15 protein-coding genes are annotated in these 18,653 nt (G+C 44.6%); 13 read left to right on the top strand and 2 right to left on the bottom strand.

What is annotated here, in order from left to right; genetic code table 11:
- Nucleotides 1–7: 7 nt before the first annotated feature.
- The 6 genes from BM099_RS03785 (at nucleotide 8) to BM099_RS03760 (ending at nucleotide 6,226) form a co-directional block, all read left to right on the top strand.
- Entirely contained in the window at nucleotides 8–547 is a 540-nt protein-coding gene (locus BM099_RS03785; protein ID WP_090724656.1) for a DsbE family thiol:disulfide interchange protein, read from the top strand.
- Nucleotides 548–549: 2 nt separating this feature from the next.
- Nucleotides 550–1,017 carry a cytochrome c-type biogenesis protein gene (locus BM099_RS03780; RefSeq protein WP_090724653.1) on the top strand — a complete coding sequence of 156 codons (468 nt, stop codon included), beginning with the start codon at nucleotides 550–552 and terminating at the stop codon, nucleotides 1,015–1,017.
- Nucleotides 1,014–2,267 carry a c-type cytochrome biogenesis protein CcmI gene (gene ccmI / locus BM099_RS03775; protein WP_090724649.1) on the top strand — a complete coding sequence of 418 codons (1,254 nt, stop codon included), beginning with the start codon at nucleotides 1,014–1,016 and terminating at the stop codon, nucleotides 2,265–2,267. The genes BM099_RS03780 and ccmI overlap by 4 nt, the downstream gene beginning before the upstream one ends.
- An 80-nt stretch (nucleotides 2,268–2,347) precedes the next feature.
- The gene (gene zipA / locus BM099_RS03770; protein WP_090724646.1) at nucleotides 2,348–3,868 is read left to right on the top strand and encodes a cell division protein ZipA; all 1,521 of its coding nucleotides are present in this window, start codon (nucleotides 2,348–2,350) and stop codon (nucleotides 3,866–3,868) included.
- A 70-nt stretch (nucleotides 3,869–3,938) separates the two neighbouring features.
- Nucleotides 3,939–6,008 (top strand): NAD-dependent DNA ligase LigA, encoded by a 2,070-nt coding sequence (gene ligA / locus BM099_RS03765; RefSeq protein ID WP_090724644.1) that lies wholly within the window; start codon nucleotides 3,939–3,941, stop codon nucleotides 6,006–6,008.
- Nucleotides 6,005–6,226: a YheU family protein gene (locus BM099_RS03760; protein ID WP_090724641.1), complete on the top strand. Its 222-nt coding sequence runs from the start codon at nucleotides 6,005–6,007 to the stop codon at nucleotides 6,224–6,226. The genes ligA and BM099_RS03760 overlap by 4 nt, the downstream gene beginning before the upstream one ends.
- A gap of 86 nt (nucleotides 6,227–6,312) precedes the next feature.
- Here the strand turns inward: BM099_RS03760 and BM099_RS03755 are convergent, their stop codons facing one another.
- Nucleotides 6,313–6,990 (bottom strand): CBS domain-containing protein, encoded by a 678-nt coding sequence (locus BM099_RS03755; protein ID WP_090724638.1) that lies wholly within the window; start codon nucleotides 6,988–6,990, stop codon nucleotides 6,313–6,315.
- Nucleotides 6,991–7,131: 141 nt separating this feature from the next.
- Entirely contained in the window at nucleotides 7,132–9,144 is a 2,013-nt protein-coding gene (mnmC, locus tag BM099_RS03750) for a bifunctional tRNA (5-methylaminomethyl-2-thiouridine)(34)-methyltransferase MnmC2/FAD-dependent 5-carboxymethylaminomethyl-2-thiouridine(34) oxidoreductase MnmC1 (protein ID WP_143083724.1), read from the bottom strand.
- A gap of 255 nt (nucleotides 9,145–9,399) precedes the next feature.
- Between mnmC and tviB the strand changes: the two genes are divergently transcribed.
- The 7 genes from tviB (at nucleotide 9,400) to asnB (ending at nucleotide 18,407) form a co-directional block, all read left to right on the top strand.
- Nucleotides 9,400–10,680, top strand: a complete 1,281-nt coding sequence (tviB, locus tag BM099_RS03745; protein WP_090724633.1) for a Vi polysaccharide biosynthesis UDP-N-acetylglucosamine C-6 dehydrogenase TviB — start codon at nucleotides 9,400–9,402, stop codon at nucleotides 10,678–10,680.
- A 9-nt stretch (nucleotides 10,681–10,689) separates the two neighbouring features.
- The gene (locus tag BM099_RS03740; protein ID WP_090724631.1) at nucleotides 10,690–11,712 is read left to right on the top strand and encodes an NAD-dependent epimerase/dehydratase family protein; all 1,023 of its coding nucleotides are present in this window, start codon (nucleotides 10,690–10,692) and stop codon (nucleotides 11,710–11,712) included.
- A 127-nt stretch (nucleotides 11,713–11,839) separates the two neighbouring features.
- Nucleotides 11,840–13,753 (top strand): polysaccharide biosynthesis protein, encoded by a 1,914-nt coding sequence (locus BM099_RS03735; protein ID WP_198064058.1) that lies wholly within the window; start codon nucleotides 11,840–11,842, stop codon nucleotides 13,751–13,753.
- 18 nt (nucleotides 13,754–13,771) lie between these two features.
- The gene (locus tag BM099_RS03730; protein ID WP_090724625.1) at nucleotides 13,772–15,259 is read left to right on the top strand and encodes a lipid II flippase MurJ; all 1,488 of its coding nucleotides are present in this window, start codon (nucleotides 13,772–13,774) and stop codon (nucleotides 15,257–15,259) included.
- Nucleotides 15,256–16,080, top strand: a complete 825-nt coding sequence (locus tag BM099_RS03725; RefSeq protein WP_090724623.1) for an aldolase/citrate lyase family protein — start codon at nucleotides 15,256–15,258, stop codon at nucleotides 16,078–16,080. The genes BM099_RS03730 and BM099_RS03725 overlap by 4 nt, the downstream gene beginning before the upstream one ends.
- A complete protein-coding gene (locus BM099_RS03720) occupies nucleotides 16,077–16,631 on the top strand; it encodes a sugar transferase (protein WP_090724621.1) in 555 nt (184 codons plus the stop codon). Before BM099_RS03725 ends, BM099_RS03720 begins: the two co-directional genes overlap by 4 nt.
- A gap of 3 nt (nucleotides 16,632–16,634) precedes the next feature.
- Nucleotides 16,635–18,407, top strand: a complete 1,773-nt coding sequence (asnB, locus tag BM099_RS03715; protein ID WP_090724618.1) for an asparagine synthase (glutamine-hydrolyzing) — start codon at nucleotides 16,635–16,637, stop codon at nucleotides 18,405–18,407.
- The last annotated feature ends 246 nt before the right edge of the window (nucleotides 18,408–18,653 follow it).

Here is an 18,653-nt window from a genome sequence, read left to right as displayed (position 1 = left end):
AGTTAACATGCGTCGATTTATACTTTTTATCCCTTTGATCATATTTGTTGTGATGGGGGCGTTGTTCTGGAAAGGTCTGGGTCTTGATCCTACTGAACTGCCGTCAGCACTGATTGATAAGCCGGTACCCGACTTTAATCTTCCTTCTCTGGTTGATGATAACAGGATGCTGACGCAGAACGATTTGAAAGGTAAACCCGCGCTGTTGAACGTCTGGGCTACATGGTGCCCAACGTGTAAGCAAGAGCATGCGCAGCTGAATAAGATTGCACGAGAAGAGGGCGTTACTATTTATGGTATTAACTATAAAGATGAGCGGGGGGCCGCTAAAGAGTGGTTACGTCGCTACCGTGATCCGTATGTAGTCAATATTTTTGATGAACAGGGCGCGCTCGGTCTGGATCTTGGTGTGTATGGTGCACCTGAAACATATGTACTGGATGCTAATGGTGTGATTCGTTACAAGCACGTGGGCGCTGTTGACGAGAAGGTGTGGTTGAAATTAGAAACCATTTTACAGCAAATATCCACAGAGTCTCAGGGGTAAGGATGAGATCAATCATTGTTGTATTCATGTTATTTTTATCATTGGCTGCCAACGCCACGATTGATACTTACGAGTTTAAGGATGACGCTAATCGCGAGCGCTTTCAGCAGTTAACTAATGAGCTTCGCTGCCCAAAATGTCAAAACCAGAATCTTGCTGGTTCCAATTCACCGATAGCATCTGACTTGCGTCGTGAGATCCACCGAATGGTTGAAGAAGGCAAGCAAAATACAGAAATTACTGATTACATGGTGGCACGCTATGGCGAGTTTGTCCTCTATCGACCGCGAATGTCAGCAAGTACATGGATTTTATGGTACGGACCTTTTGTGTTGGTAGCGGTTGGTTTTGCGGTTGTTTTGCTGATAACCCGAAAACGCAAGCGAGTTAATGAAAAACAAGAAGATTCGTTAAATGATAAAGATAAAACACGATTAGCTACATTGCTGGATAAGGGAAAGGCTGAATGATTCAATTATGGGTTGGTATTGCACTTCTGACATTATTGGCGTTGTCGTTTATATTTGTCCCTTTTATACAGGCCAAAAAAGCTCAATCGACAGCGATAAATACTGATCGTACGCGTAAAAATATAGAGATTTTTGAGGAACGTTTATCTGAGCTGGAGGCTGAGCGAGTGGCCGGGAATCTCCAGCAAGAGGATTACGAAGAATTAAAATTAGAGCTTGAGAAAAACCTGCTTGAAGATGCCAGTGATGAAGTGCTGCCAATAACCTCTTCGCCTATCGGATCAAAACAGCTGATCATTGTTGTACTGATGGCTTTACTGATTCCGGTTACCGCTTTTGGGTTGTATTTTCAGCATGGCAGTGCGCGTCAGTTACAAATGAGTATGGCCCATCCTGATCAGTTGCGTTTCGAAAATGGTGAGCAACCGACAGTAGAAGAAGCTATCCAGATGTTGCTGAATGAGTTAGAAGAAAATCCGGGAAATGCCGAAGGCTGGTATATTCTGGCGACAACTTATATGAATTTGGGGGAATTTGATAAAGGGGTTGCCAGCTTTAAGCAGGTACTCGACGTTTTGCCTGAGGATGCTACACAGTATGTTGGCGTGATGGGTCAATATGCACAAGGGCTGTATTTTGCTAAAGGTGGCAAGATGGATGAGGAAGTCCGACAGCAGATAAAGCTGACATTGGATCGCGAACCCTTAGAAGTGACCGCTTTGGGCTTGCTGGGCATTGATGCTTTTGAGCAGAATCGCCTCGAAGATGCAGTAGGTTTTTGGCGTAAAGCGTTACAAAATGCAGAGCCTGGTGCAGCGGACTCCCTCAAAGCAGGGATTCAACGCGCGTTAGAGCAATTGGCACTGCAAGGTAAACCGGTTCCGGATGTTCCTGAGCTGGCAACCGCTGGCATACAGCTGAGCGTTAGCATTGACCCACAATTAGGTGACAACATCGCAGCGGATCAGGTTGTGTTTGTTTTTGCCAAACCGGTAGGCGGGCGTATGCCAGTGGCAGCGGTTCGCTTAACCGTAGGCGAGTTGCCAACAACAATTTCGTTGGATGATAGTATGGCGATGACGCCGCAGGCGAAACTGTCGTTGCATCCCAATGTTGAAATTGGTGCGAGAATATCGATGAGTGGGCAACCTCAGGCCGCTTCTGGTGATTTGCAGTCGGCAACAGTGCTGGTTGCTGTAAAAGAGGTGTCTGAGCCCGTTAATCTGGTTATTGATCGGATTGTTGACTAGATACTTGAGTAGATTGTTCAGTAGAGTCGTTCGGTCTATAGTATGAATAAGTTCACGTTTTCTGAGGCAAGTGTTTAAACATGGATATCGGCTTAAGAGAGTGGTTGATAATTGGTGGGATTCTGGTTATTGGCTTGATTATTTTCGACGGTTGGCGCCGTATGAAAGGCCAACGGAACACACTGAAAATTGATATAGACAGAAGTCTTTCGGATGATGTAGAAAGTGCACCAAGCGCGGATGCTCATAATCCTGAACTACCGAATGGTGGTGCCAGAACGCAGAGCAGAACGCAAACCAGCTACAACAGTCAGCCGTTCGAATCGCATGCTGCCGATGTGGCGGGTACAGGCGCGCGCATTGATCCTGGTTTTGAGCATCTGAATGATTATCTTGAGACGGGCACTTCAGGCCAGGCGCACGTTGGTAAGACTAACGATGCGAGGCCTAATGCTGGAAGCTCTAGCCTCGGAGCTACTGCTGGGAAAGCGACTTACAATACAGAGCATGCAGTTACCCAGCAAGAGGAATTAGATCCGCTTTTTGATGATATTCCAGAAATACTCTCGCCTGTCAGACGGGCTGTCGTTGATGAAGAGGCTGTAAAAAAATCAGATCAGGCATCTGAGCTTTTTGATCTTGAGCAGCCTATTACTGTCTTAATGCGACAGGCATCAGAAAAGCATGATGAGGAGAGCGTTTCGGCGGCTCAGGAAGAGATGTTTTTTTACCCAGAGAAATCCGCCACAGGTGAAGCCGAGGCTTCAGATACTGATGCATATAGTACCCCTGATTATAGTAATAAGAGCGGTGATCAATCTGTAACTGATGATCGTTATTCTAATGAAAGTGATATGAGGGCGGTTCACGCTGAAGCAGAAGATGTCCGGGAAGCGTTTATTGCTGAAGAAAAAATTGATTCAGAAGATAAAGTGCCTGCCGCTGCTGATGTGAAAGTTTTTGAGGCACCTGAAGATGAACGTCAAGCGACACAGGACGACACTGCTGCGTCATCAGCTCACCATTTTAAATCGGAGGGCAATGCTGCACACTTGCCTGAGCAGGATTCCTTGTTTGAGAACGATACCTCGTTTGATAAAGACCCCGCGTTTGATAAAGATAATTTGGAGCATGCCCGCAGTGATCGTAAAGCGCGCGAGCATGCACCAGAGCCCGAAGAAGTTTTGGTTATAACCGTGGTGGGTAAGCAGCATCAACTGGATGGGCAAACTCTTCTGCAGGTAGTCTTGGCTTGCGGTATGCGCTTTGGAGATATGAGTTTGTTCCATCGTTTTGAAGAGGGAATTGATAAAGGCGCGGTACAGTTTAGTATGGCGAATGCTGTTAATCCTGGAACATTCGATCTGGAGCATATGGACGAGATGACAACGCCGGGTGTCAGCTTTTTCATGTCTATGAGCGAGCCTGCTGATGTGAAAAATGCGTTCGAGTGTATGCTGGCGACAGCGGAAACTGTATCCAAACACTTAGGTGGGGATCTGCTTGATGAAAACCGCTCGGTGATGCGTCCTCAGACTAAAGCACATTATCGTGAGCGTATCCGTGAATATGAAATGCATAACCGGCATCGTCGTAAGTGACTTTTGTAAATCATCAGTGTAAATAGCTCTCGTAAGTAATTTGTCATCTTTTATAGTCTGAAAAAACTCCATGTCCAGCGATACTGTGTTACCCAAAGATGCTCAGCCTTCGGCTGAGCTGTTAAAAGAAGTCGTGCAACTACGCGCGATTATTGATCAGCACAATTATCGTTATTATGTGCAAGACGAGCCGTCTGTTCCTGATGCTGAGTATGATCGTCTTTTTCAGAGACTCAACCAGATTGAGCGAGAATATCCTGAACTAGCTACCCCTGACTCTCCTACGCAGCGTGTCGGCAGCAAACCGATCAGTAGCTTTGATGAAGTGAAGCACGAGAAGGCGATGCTGTCGCTGGATAATGCTTTTTCTGAGGAAGACCTGCGGGATTTTGATCGCCGTGTTCGCGAGCGTTTATCGAACGAAACATTGCCTATATCTTATGCCTGCGAGCCTAAATTAGACGGTATAGCCGTTAGCCTATTGTATGAAAATGGAATATTAGTCCGTGGTGCAACAAGGGGTGATGGCGCTACCGGTGAGAATATTACGCATAATGTCCGCACGATTGCTTCGATTCCTCTACGTCTTTTAGGCGAAGGTATACCTCAACGACTCGAGGTAAGGGGTGAAATCTATATGCCAAAAGCTGGATTTCAAGCATTAAATGAACGCGCCAATGCCAAAGGTGAAAAAGCCTTCGTTAATCCACGTAATGCGGCTGCAGGAAGCCTGCGCCAGTTAGACGCTCGCATTACGGCAACACGCCCACTGGAGATGTGCTGTTATGGAGTGGGCGTTTTTTCGGGTGGTGTTATGCCGGATGCTCATGTAGACAGTATGCAGCAGTTGCATCGCTGGGGCTTTAAAGTCAGCCGTTATCTCGAATTGGTTGAAGGTGCTGACGGTTGTCTGGATTACTATCAACGTATGGCAGAACTGCGTAATAACCTGCCTTATGAAATCGACGGTTTGGTTTTTAAGGTGAATGACTATTCACTTCAACAACGCCTTGGATTTGTGTCTCGTTACCCACGCTGGGCGATTGCGCACAAGTTTCCTGCACAGGAAGAGATCACTCAGGTTGAGAATATTGAATTTCAGGTTGGCCGGACGGGAGCCATTACACCGGTGGCGCGGTTAAAGCCGGTTTTCGTCGGAGGAGTTACGGTAAGCAATGCAACCTTACACAATATGGACGAAATTACGCGTTTAGATTTAAAGATCAAAGATTGGGTGATTATCCGTCGGGCTGGCGAGGTGATACCTAAGGTAGTGAGTGTTGTTGTAGAGCAGCGCCCTGATGATGTAGTTGATGTCGTTTTTCCTGAGCACTGTCCGGTGTGTCATTCTGATGTGGAGAGAGTCGAAGGGGAGGCGATAGCGCGTTGTAGTGGAGGGCTAAGTTGCTCTGCACAGAGAAAAGAAGCGCTACGTCATTATGCATCACGCAAGGCGATGGACATTGAAGGCTTAGGAGCGAAGCTTATCGACACCCTGGTAGATAAGGATCTTCTGAATTCCATCGCTGATATTTATCAGTTGAAACGCCAGGATATCGCAGGTCTGGAGCGGATGGGTGAAAAGTCAGCAGACAATCTGCTGGCGGCTATCGATAAGTCAAAATCAACCAGTTTGGCGCACTTTATCTACTCTTTGGGAATTCGTGAGGTTGGCGAAGCGACGGCGCGTAATCTGGCGAAGGCTTTTGGAGATCTTGATGGTTTGATTGAAGCCAATGAAGAGCAGTTATTAGCGGTATCCGATGTTGGAGAGATTGTAGCGCATCATATCCGTACTTTTTTTCAGCAGCCGCACAATCTTGAAGTGATCAGCGCATTAAGGGACGCGGGTGTTCATTGGCCGGTGATAGAGGTTGCAGAACCACAAGCGCAACCGCTGTTGAATAAAGTCTATGTGCTTACCGGCACGCTGGAACACATGGGACGTGATGAAGCTAAAGAAAAACTGCAGCAGTTGGGCGCTAAAGTATCAGGCAGTGTCTCGAAAAAAACAGATTGTGTTATTGCAGGACCCGGTGCAGGCAGTAAACTGGCAAAAGCGGAGTCTTTAGGCGTGGCCGTTTTAGATGAAGCAGGTTTTATTGAATTGTTGTCATCGTTCGGTGTGCCGGTCCTATGATTATTCCGGCAGAGGCGATTTCAGCAGAGGCACTTGAAGGCTTGATTGAGGAGTTTGTGACCCGGGACGGCACAGATTACGGTTTTGAGGAAACATCGCTGGCTCAGCGGGTCGCGCAGATAAAGCGTAAGTTGAAGAGTAAAGAGATCGTCATTCTTTTCAATGAAGCGACCGAAGATGTCAATCTGGTGCTGTATGAAAAGCTGCGTGAAAAATAACGTGAAAAATTAACGGATCAGACAAGCAGCGAAAGCGGGATTCAGGTGTGCTGGGTTCTAAGTGTAGTGGCCGTTAAGTATAGATATCAGGCCCAGCTTTCGATATGCGAACCGCTTATTAACAGTCTTAAAAGATCAGACCGGCAGACAATTCCAAGCAGTTGATTGTTGCTATCAAAAACGGGCATCGCATTGATCTCGTACTCAATAAAGCTCGATGAAATCACTGATATATCAGTGTCAGGTGAAGCAGCTATCAACTGTTTAGTGTAATAGTTAGCGATGCTGACAGGCGACTCTTTACCGTGTTCAATAATATCTATGTGCGAGATAATGCCGACAGGTTCTCCATTGTTTCCCGTGACCATCAAGTGGCTGACATGTAATTCCTGCATCCTCTTCCATGCGGTATTGAAGGTTACTTCGCGTGCAATAGTATGCACCGGGTGGCTCATGACTTGAGCGACTTTAAGTCTGTTCGCTCTTGGTTTTAGTTTTTCAGGGTTGATGGCACTGTAGGTATCGTCGGTGCTATAGGGGTTATTGGGGTTGTTAGTCTGTGACGAACTGTCTTTAAGTGGCTGCTTTGTTTCATGCTTCAGTATATTGGTGAAGCTCTCGCCATCGGCGTGTACACGTTTTTCTAGTCCAGCACTGTCATGTATCGCTTTAGTCGGGGATGTTTGTTCAACCCCCCGGGCTGGGAATAACGACTTCACCGGTGTTTCAATCCGGTTGCCGTGATCGATTACAATTAACGACATATGCAGTCCTCCATATGTGCTATATCCCCTGAAACCGGGGTTGCTATATAGATGCTCTAATTAGATGGCTTAGTTATCTTATCCTGTTATGGCCTATCTATCGGCTAATTTGAGTGAGTCTTAAGTACCCTCGTTGTCTGCTTATCCTTTTCTGCGGATCAGTGATTTGATAATAAAGCGCGCAGGATGTAATGCATAACTAATATCCTGAGGTAGCGGGCTAGGCTCGCCGCAAATTGATGAAGCCAGATGTTCGGCCGCCAGCGGTGCGGTGATCAGGCCTTTTGAGCCGTGGCCTACATTGACATACAGTCCGGTGTGCAGCGGCGCCGGCTGGTTGTCGAATTTCCAGTTTTTATCCTTTCTGAGTTTTGCATAGCGCTTAATATATTCATTAAAAATAGGCGCAGGTCCGGCAATCGGCAGGTAATCAGGCGTTGAACAGCGATATCCCACTTTGCCTTGCCACTCATCAATAGGCGGGAGCGTGCTGGCAAAATCAGGAACAGCGTTAGACAACATCGTCAAATTACTTTTATGGTCAGCCTCTCTTAATTCCGGCGATTGGTCATGCAGATCAAACGTTGCGCCGAAGCTATAGAAGCCATCCAGTGATGGCGAGATATAGCCTGCTCCACAAACGACGGTTTTGAGTTGAGGCGTGTCGCTGGCTTTGGGTGAAGAAACTTTAGCCGAAGGAGCTTTAACTGAAGAGACCTGGCCGCGAATAGGTTTGATGGGCAGGTGGTTCAAATGATCGAATTTTTTTGCATGCGAGGCCGATGCGACGACGACAATATCGGCATTATGCTGTTGGTTGTTTTGATCGGTCACACACCACTGCTTAGCTGTCGTTTGGGTTAGCGAAGTAATGCTGGTGGATAATGTTAGCTTGATATTTACATGTTTGATCAGTGCTTCGCAAAAACCTTTAGGGTAGACCCAGCCAGCCCGCGGAAAGTGTAGTGCCTGATGATCAATCTTGGTGCCGGCAATGTTTGTCGCTTCTTCAGCAGAAACCAGTGATACGACCTCGCGGCTGTAATAGCCTCCGGAGGTAATAGCCTGTTGTCGGTCAGCTTCTTTAACAGAGGTGGCTAATTGCAATACACCGCACTGTGAGGCAGTTTGGTTGTCCAGGCAGCCATAGATGTTGAGCAAGCGTAATGTGTACTCCAGGCCGCAAAGGTGCATCTCACCTCCCAGTGTTGGTAATGTGGGGAGCTTGGCATACAGGGCTCCCTGGCGGTTGCCTGAGGCCTCCGTACAAATACTATCCTGCTGGTCAATGAGTTGTACTTTAATGCCTCTGCGAGCCAATGCTTCAGCGGTAGCGCAGCCAGCCAATCCGGCACCTATGACGATCGCGGTTTTTGCTTTCGTTAATTCCGGCTCAGATATTGCCGAGGGGGCAAACCAGGGCGCGTGCGACGTTGTTACTGTCGGCGTGTCTGCTTGGAACTGACCGATTAGCATATCGCGTTTTTTACCAAATCCTGGTCTTTTTTTAATAGTAAAGCCCTGCTCTATGAGCCCTTTTCGGACAAAACTGGCCGCTGCATAGGTGGCTAATGTGGTGTTTGGCTTACTTAAACGCGCCATTTGCTGAAAAAGCTGAGCACTCCACATATCTGGATTTTTCGCGGGGGAAAAACCGTCTAAATACCAGGCGTCAACGGGTGTGTTTATGCGTGCCAGGCTCTCTGTCGTATCTCCGATGCACAGGGTTAAATAAAAGCGCCCCTGATCGAAAATAAAGCGATGCATGCCTTTAATAACGGGAGGGTATTGTGAAAGTAATTGATTCGCAAAGTGGCCGAATTGCGGCTGTTTGGATAAGACGTTTTGTAGGTCGTTATAAGAGACTGGGTAAAGTTCAGTTGAAATAAAATGCAACCCATAATGCGAAGTAGAGGATAACTCGTTGAGTAAGGTGAGCGTGCAGAGCAGATTTGTACCTGTGCCAAATCCGCTTTCAGCGATAGTCAGGCGGGTCGTCGGATGCAGCGCAGCGCGTTGTGTAATCTGGTTGCCATCAATAAACACATAGCGGCTTTCAGCTATAGCATCGACGCAGCTACTGTAAAAATCACCGAATGATTCAGAAAGAGGAACACCTTTAGTCCAGATGAGCTGGGCATTGTAAGGTTGCATGAAATTAACTCGCAAAAATAAAAGCTTATTGTAAGGCAAGGAGCGCTCTGGATCGAATATATGAATGCCTCGTCTCGTAGTAGACGTACATACACTGTGCTAATATTCAGGCAGATTTATATTTATTTTTTAGCGCTTTTATCTCAGGGAAAGAGTTTTCGTCTATGTTTATATTCTTCTCTTTGGTAAAAGTTAATAAATTATCTGAATAAAATTTTTGCTCTTTTTATGGGCTTTTAATCGGTAGGCACGTTAATGAACTTTTCTCTTCAAGACACTAGTATTGCAATTCTTGGTTTAGGTTATGTCGGGCTTCCTCTCGCCGCTGAGTTTGGAAAGCATTTTCCAACAGTCGGCTTTGATATCAATAAAGCCAGACTAGAAGAGTTAAAGGGCGGTGTTGATAGTACGCTTGAAGTGAGTGGTGATGAACTGGCAGAAGCCACGCTGTTGACTTACAGTGCTGAAATTGGAGCACTACAAGAATGCAATGTTTTTATTGTAACGGTTCCAACCCCCATCAATGAGCATAAACAGCCCGACCTTACGCCCTTGCTTAAAGCCAGTGCTGTGATCGGCAAGGCGCTGAAGCAGGGTGATATTGTTATCTATGAGTCGACTGTCTATCCAGGCGCAACAGAAGAGGAGTGCGTTCCTGTTTTAGAGCGCGAATCCGGCCTTAAATTTAACGTAGATTTTTATTGCGGTTATAGCCCTGAGCGCATCAATCCGGGCGATAAAGAACACCGCGTCACCAGCATCCTAAAAGTGACTTCTGGCTCAACGCCCGAGGTTGCTGATTTTGTCGATAGTCTTTACCGTTCAATTATTACCGCAGGCACCTATAAAGCGAGCTCTATCAAAGTAGCTGAAGCCGCTAAGGTTATTGAAAATACTCAGCGTGATGTCAATATTGGCCTGATTAACGAACTGGCGGTTATTTTTAATAAGCTGGGTATCGACACAGAAGAAGTACTCAAAGCAGCCGGCACAAAATGGAACTTCCTGCCTTTTCGTCCGGGCTTAGTGGGTGGTCATTGCATAGGCGTTGATCCTTACTACCTCACTCACAAAGCACAGTCTGTTGGCTATCATCCTGAGATTATACTGGCAGGACGTCGCCTCAATGATGGAATGGGTGCGTATGTGGTTAGTCAGTTGGTTAAATCTATGCTGAAAAAACGAATTCAGGTAGATGGTGCGCGTGTATTGGTGTTGGGGTTAACCTTTAAAGAAGATTGCCCTGATCTGCGTAACACCAAAGTGGTCGATATCGTTAATGAGCTTTCGGACTATGGGATACATGTTGATTGTTATGACCCTTGGATTAATGCCGCCGATGCTGAACATGAATATGGCATTACACCGGTCACTGCACCAGAGCAGGCGGCTTATGATGCGGTCATTATTGCGGTCGCACATAAGCAGTTTAAAGAGATGGGTACCGAGGGTATTCGCTCATTTGGTAAGCCGGAGCATGTACTCTATGATCTTAAATACATTTTGCCCGCAGAAGCTACTGACCTTCGCCTTTAAGGAAAAAATATGACTCGTTACGAACACATCAAAGCAGAGCTTCTGGCCAGCCCGAAAACCTGGCTGGTAACAGGTGTGGCAGGTTTTATCGGATCTAACCTATTAGAAACGCTATTGGGACTAAATCAACGTGTTGTGGGCTTGGATAACTTTGCGACAGGCTTTCAGCATAATTTAGATGAAGTACAGTCACAGGTGACAGCCGAACAGTGGGCTGCGTTTAGATTTATCGAAGGTGATATACGCAAACTCCAAGACTGCCATAACGCCTGTGCGGGTGTTGATTATGTATTGCATCAGGCAGCACTTGGCTCAGTGCCTCGTTCTATTAACGATCCTATCGCTACCAATGAAACAAATATCAGCGGCTTTTTAAATATGCTGGTAGCGGCACGCGATGCTGAGGTGACAAGCTTTACCTATGCCGCCAGTAGCTCCACCTATGGTGACCATCCGGCACTTCCTAAAGTAGAAGAGAATATTGGTAACCCGTTATCGCCGTACGCCGTTACGAAGTATGTAAACGAACTGTATGCCGATGTGTTTGCGCGCACCTATGGTTTTAACACAATAGGGCTGCGCTATTTCAATATTTTTGGTAAGCGTCAAGATCCGGATGGCGCTTATGCAGCAGTGATACCTAAATGGACCGCTGCTATGATTAAAAATGAAGAAGTCTTCATCAATGGTGATGGTAAAACCAGCCGCGACTTCTGTTTTATAGAAAACGCTGTACAGGCTAATTTACTCGCTGCTACCTCTGATGACGCAGCAAAAGGTGAAGTGTATAACGTTGCTGTCAGTGGTCGTACCGATCTCAATCAGCTGTTCAACGCTATTAAGTTGAGCCTTGGCGATAATCAAGTGCGCTACGAGAAGCCGCCTGTTTACCGCGATTTTCGTGCAGGTGACGTGCGCCATTCTCAGGCCGATATCAGCAAAGCGCAACGATTGTTAGGTTATGCTCCAGCGTTCGATATCGCAGCAGGGATAACCAAAGCAATGCCTTGGTATGTAGGTTCTGTTAGTTAGTAGGGCTGCGTATTTGTTGATGAACATATCGATGGGCTCTTGCTTAATTCGGAACTCCTCATGTTGTTGAATACTTCTGTAAAAAAGAGACTTGTGTTTCATGAGGAAAAATAGAGCCCATTCTTATGTGTCAGGTAAATTGCTTCCTTTTTCTTTTATGTCAAGAAAGAGTAAGCGATATATATTGATGCTATGTGACTTTGTCGCGCTTACCATTGCCCTTTGGGCGGGCTATGCTATTCGTCTGTCTGAATGGTGGCCATCTGCTTATCTTAAAGAAACTGCATGGTTTTTCGTTGTTGTTCCTGTTTTGGGAGTAGTACTTTTTTATATTTTTGGGCTCTATAGGACGGTAATTCGTTATATGGACTTGAGTGCGTTCTGGGGCGGAGTGTATGGGGTTCTGATATCAGCCGCATTTTTATTTTTTGTAGATATTTGGTTGCAGTACCCTTTGTTTCCGCGCTCAGTGCCTATTGCGTTTGCTCTAGCTGCTTTGGTTTTTGTCGCCGGAAATCGTTTCTTGATTGCAAATCTATATAGGTGGTTACAGCAGCACTATGTAGATAAAGACAGTGTTATTATTTATGGTGCAGGAGCGGCCGGTGTTCAATTAGCAACGTCATTACTTGATTGCCGCGAATACTTTCCATTAGCTTTTGTTGATGATGATAAATCACTTCAGGGAAGTAGGGTGGCGGGTATCAAAGTATTTCCTGCCGACAGTATTGCGAAAATTATTGAAATGGGTGGTGTAACAGATATTTTATTAGCCATCCCGTCTGCCAGTCATGCAATCAAGAAGAAAATCTTAGATAGATTAGAGGTTTTTCCTGTTCACGTTAAGACATTACCGAGTGTCGATGAAATAGTAGCTGGAAAAGTAGATCTCAACCAACTAAGAGAAGTTGAACTCGAGGATTTGCTCGGTCGAGATTCGGTCCCTCCCATAAAAGAGTTGGTAGATATCAGTGTTAAAGGAAAGGTGATCATGATCACTGGGGCGGGGGGCTCTATAGGATCGGAGTTGTGTCGGCAGGTGGTGTATGCAAAGCCGAAATCGATTGTGTTATATGAATTAAGTGAATTTGCGGTATATCAAATCGAGAAGTCACTAGAGCAATTAATGATACAGCTGCAAATTCAAATTCCTGTCTATGCACTGTTAGGTAATGTTGGCGATAAATCCAGAGTCGCTGAAGCTATTCAGCGGTTTGGTGTGCAGACGATTTATCATGCTGCAGCGTACAAGCATGTTCCCATCGTCGAGCAAAATGTATTAGAGGGAATTAATAATAATGTGTTTGGTACTTTAACCGTCGCATTGCTCGCCAGGAAACATAATGTTGAACGTTTTGTTTTGGTTTCTACGGATAAAGCTGTGCGGCCAACAAATGTTATGGGAGCTACAAAACGGCTGGCTGAGTTGGTCTTGCAAGACTTGGCTGTGGAGTCCAAAAATACAGCTTTTTCAATGGTACGATTTGGCAATGTTTTAGGTTCTTCCGGATCAGTTGTTCCATTATTTCGGCGTCAAATCAGCGAAGGAGGCCCCTTAACGGTTACTCATCCAGATATCACGCGCTTTTTCATGACTATTCCTGAAGCTGCTTCTTTAGTGATACAAGCAGGTTCTATGGGGCAGGGCGGCGATGTATTTGTATTGGATATGGGCACGCCCGTTAAAATAAGTGATCTGGCAGAACGGATGATTCGCTTAAGCGGTTTGGAGCTTAAAGATGAAGCTCATCCTGAAGGCGACATAGAAATACACTATACAGGCCTTCGGCCAGGCGAAAAGTTATATGAAGAGTTGTTAATTGGGGAAGATGTTGTAGCTACTTCACATCCCAAGATCATGCGGGCACATGAAGAGATGTTAACAGCTACCCAGCTGCGATTTGTATTGGAGCGTTTGAAAAATGCTATTGAGACAGGAGATAGTCGAGAGGGGAGGGATGCTCTACAAGAAAGTATTAAAGGGTTCTTACCTTCTTCATGTTTAGTTGATCTGTTGTCTGAAGAGGTTGTATTGCACTGATTAGGTCACAGATTTTTTATGCTTAAGGCTATTATTTTTTCTTCATTGCTTCTGAATATCGGGCTATTAATTGGCCGTTTTTCGGGTTTCCTGAGGGAGTCTTTGTTGGCAGGAAGCTTTGGCATCAGCGCTCAAGCGGATGTTGCCGTTATGATGCTTTCGGTGCCTGATTTACTGATTAATATACTCGTTGGCGGGGGGCTGGCTGCTGCCTTGATCCCTGAATTTGATGGAGATAAAAAGAGATCTCTACGATTGTGGTGGCAAGCGTTATTGTTCTTTACTCTGTTATTTGCATTGTTGACATGCGGATTGGTTTTTTCAGTTGCCCCATTAATTAAATTGTTAGCCCCAGGATTTGATGAAAGCCAAATCCTGTTAAGTCTGGTCCCAATGCAATATGTATTATGGCTGGTGCCGATGACCGTCGCCACTGGTGTTATATCGGCTTACTTACAAGCTTACAATCGCTTTGGTGTGGCTGCATTGGGAACGCTAACAATTAATATAGTTATTATTATGGGGTTAGTGTTTATATCCTTCTATGATGGATCATTGATCACTCTTGCTGTGTTTGTCTTATTAGGTGGTTTGTTACGTTTGGCTATTCAGTATGTTGCCGCACAAGGTATCGCTGGAAAGCCAGTAATGTCGGTGTCGCCCTGGATAATTAATCAGCCATTGATTGTTCGTTTTTTTCAGGTAGCCGGCACTGGCTGTGTCTTGCTTTGTTTTCCTGTCATTATTCGTGCGTTTGCTTCATATGATGGAGAAGGAAGTGTTGCCCAAATTAGTTACGCTATAAAGTTAGTTGAGTTGCCTTTAGCTGTTACTGTTACTTTCTTGGCAACGGTTTTATTTCCTCGATTGAGTCATTCCTATAAAGAAGACTTCTTGCTGTTTCAGCAGTTAGTTGTTTGGGGTATTCGCGCTACACTTTTCTTATCGTTAATGTCGGTTGCTGCCTTGGTGCCAGTATCAGCTGTATTGACGTCATTAGTATATGGCTATGGAAGTATGACAGATAGTGATATTTCTAAGGTCTCATCATTGTTAACTATTGGTTTGCTTTATATTCCTTTTATGGGGATGGCAACTTTTGCAACGGTAGTGCTGAATGCTCAAAAAGATACCAAAACCCCTTTGTTAATTAGTCTGGCGGCATTGGGAGGGCTTTTATTATTAGCTTTCAATGCTGAAAGCAGCTTGTTGGTTTTGATGAAAATACTTGTTATCGCTTATGCTATTGCTGGCATCGGAAGTTTTATTGCCTTGTTAGTTAAATTTCCGATCATTAGGCGTGATGTGTTTGATCCCGGTTATTTATTCGTAATTTTATTATTGCCTCTTAGCTTGTTTTGGTTGCTTAAAATATCGTTCATTGAGCCTTTTGGGTTTATAAGTCTGCTGATAGCTTTTGTACTTGCAGGGCTGGGTTGTTTGTTAGGCTTGTTAGCTGTGCCAATTTTTAGAGATAAATTAATGAGAAAGTTAAGGGGCCTATGATTAAGTTTATTTTAATAACGAATGACCTTGATTTGGCGGTTTTTGCTGAAGCGTGCGGAGTCGAACGTATTTTTGTGGATCTGGAGCGGTTAGGGAAAAAAGAACGGCAAGGGCACCTGGATACCTTAATTAGTCAGCATTCAATTGGTGACGCCAAAAAAATTAAGAAGAAGTTGAAAACTGCCAAACTAATTGTGCGCCTGAATCCTCTTAATACTGAAAGCCTGGCAGAAGTCGACGCGGCAATAGAGGCCGGTGCTGACTACATAATGCTTCCGATGTTTCGTAAAGCAGAAGAAGTGAAAAGTTTTTTGTCATTGGTGAATGGGCGCGCAGGTGTGATTCCTTTGGTGGAAACGAAGGGTGCTGCAGACTCATTATCAGAAATTGTGACTTTACCCGGTGTTAGTGAAATCTATATAGGTCTAAACGACCTTCATTTAGATATGGGTCTTAGTTTTATGTTTGAGCCGTTGGCTAATGGTTTATTAGATTCTATGGCAAGCACTATTAAGGCTGCGGGAAAATCATTTGGATTTGGTGGTATAGCGCGGTTTGGAGAGGGATTAATACCAGGAGAAATGGTTTTAGCTGAACATGTGCGTTTAGGCTCAGAATCAGTGATTTTATCTCGTACATTTCATCGAAAGAGTGAAGGTATGAGTACTTTTAAAGTAAATCTCGATTTAAAAAAGGAGCTGTTTAAATTAAGGGAAGAGGAAGTCCGGTTAACCAAAGCGCCAGTTTCTGAATACCAGAAAATTCACAAAGAATTACAGGATGGGGTTCAACAGATCGTGGCCGGGAAAGGAAATAAATGAAACGTACATTTGATGTTGTGTTGGCATTTATCGTCTTATTACTTTGCTTACCTTTAATGCTGGTGGTTGCATTGTTTATTAAGCTGGAGTCTAAGGGGCCTGCTCTGTTTAAACAGCAGCGAATAGGTAAAGACGGACGGCTATTCTCTATTTATAAGTTTCGAAGCATGGTGGTAGGTGCTGAGAAGGTTGGTCCTCATTTTACAAGTGATTATGACCCGCGAATAACAAAGGTTGGCCGCTTTGTCAGAAAAACGAGTCTTGATGAGTTGCCTCAATTATTGAATGTGTTGAAAGGCGATATGAGCCTGGTAGGCCCTCGTCCCAACGTGCCTGAGCAGCGTAGCGAATATACAGAAGAAGAATGGGCGGAACGAAATAAGGTACGTCCAGGGATTACCGGCTTGGCGCAAGCAGTTAAGCGTTCGCAAGCTACCCCTGTAGAGCGAACACAGCTGGATCTGGAGTATGTAAGAAAGTCATCATTTTTGTTTGACGTATATGTCATCTTGTTAACGGTCAAACAAATAGTACTTAAAGGCGGTAACTGATTTATGTGTGGGATTTTTGGGTATTTTGATGCCAATAAACGTCAGTTGCCGGAGTCATTGTTTTTAAAAATGGGTGAGGTTATTACTCACCGGGGCCCTGATGGACGGGGCACATACCACGATAAATTTGGTGTCGGGTTAGGTAATCAGCGATTAGCTATACTGGACTTAGAGCATGGAGATCAGCCATTTGTTTCTGATGATGGCCAGATAGTCGTAGTGCAAAACGGTGAGATTTTCAATCATCTTGAGTTAGCTGAAGAGCTGGCTTCTTGTGGCTACCCCTGTAGAACACACTGCGACACTGAAGTGATTCTAAGGCTTTATGAGAAAGAAGGAATAGATTGTGTTAGCAAACTGAATGGCATGTTTGCTATTGCTATCTATGATAAACGTGAAGATGCACTCTATCTAATACGTGATCGTGTTGGTGAAAAGCCGCTGTATATTTATCAAAATGATGGGCGCACCCTGTTTGGTTCCGAAATTAAAGCCATATTGCAAGCAGAGCCGATCAAAGCTACTAACCCGAAAGCACTCAATCAATTTTTAGCCTTTAATTATGTCCCGCCCCCTCTGACAATGTTTGAGGGCGTAGAACATGTTCTACCGGGACATTGGTTAAAAATTTCACGAACGGGTACAGAGCTAAATTGTTGGTGGGATTTAGCTTGCATAGAAACAGAGGATAAAAGTGAAGAGGAATGGATCGATAAATTTAATACGGTGTTGGATGATGCGGTAAGAATACGTTTACGTGCAGATGTACCTTTTGGTGCTTTTCTGTCAGGCGGTGTTGATTCCAGCTCAGTTGTAGGCCTGATGAGTCGGCATCTGGCGAGCCCGGTAAAGACGTTTTGTATAGGCTTTGACGATCCTAAATTTGATGAGTCACCTTACGCACAGAGTGCCGCAGATCGCTTTGCTACAGAGCACTCGATGCAAAAAGTAGCGCCGAACATGATAGATCTTTGGCCTATGGCTACCTACCACTGTGATCAGCCTCACGGCGATGTTTCTTTTCTGCCAACTTACAAAGTAGCGTGTCTTGCTGCTGAGCATGTGAAAATGGTGTTAACGGGAGATGGAGCTGATGAACTATTTGCCGGTTATGACAAGTACAAAAATTTCTTTAATGTAAACAATCATGATATGAGCGAAGCTGCTTTTAGAGAATCGTATAATGATAATATTTCACTGTTTACTGAAGAACAGCGCCAGACTCTGTTTTCGCCAGAGTTCCGTCAACAGCTAGCCAGTTTATCCGTTAATGATGTGACCGATCCTCTTTATGAGAAATCCAAAAAAATGGATCGTATCAATCAAGCGCTGTATATCGATACGATGTTATTACTACCAGGCAATAACTTAGTTAAACCTGATCGTATGGGAATGGCTGTATCGCTTGAAAACAGGGCTCCTTTCCTCGATTACCGCATGATAGAACTGGCTTTTTCTATGCCTGGTGGTTTGAAACTGCATGATGGCGTGACTAAATATATTTATAAAAAAGCAGTTTCTCCTTTGATCGGTGAAGAGTTGGCTTATCGAAAAAAACAAATGTTCACGGTTCCTGTTGGTGAATGGTTTAAAACGGAACTTGCGGATATGTGCCAGGATCTATTGGTGTCGGAAAAGACTAAATCACGAGGTTTGTTCGATTATAACTATGTACATCAGTTATATGATAACCACTGTGCTGGAGTTGAAAATAATACTAGGGAACTCCGGGCTTTGATGGCCGTTGAAATTTGGTTCAGAAAGTTCGTGGATTGATTATTGTTAGTTGGTGTTTTTTTCATCGCTTTTATTAAAGGGATAGTCTGTATGTTTACTGTTGTAGGTGGTTGTAAGATTTCTAAACTCTGCAATTTGATTGAAAAATTAAATGAAGATTAAAGGCTAAGTTTTATCGACATATTACTTACATTGCTTAAGGCGCCATTATTTTATGTCTGTTCTGAGATATACATTATTGAATGTTACATGTGGATCTGTCAGTGGTGTATTTTTTAGAGATAA

Source organism: Neptunomonas qingdaonensis, from assembly GCF_900113275.1.
Lineage (GTDB): Bacteria > Pseudomonadota > Gammaproteobacteria > Pseudomonadales > Balneatricaceae > Neptunomonas > Neptunomonas qingdaonensis.
Note: the sequence above shows the minus strand (reverse complement) of the source record. Positions and strands in the feature narration are given on the sequence as shown.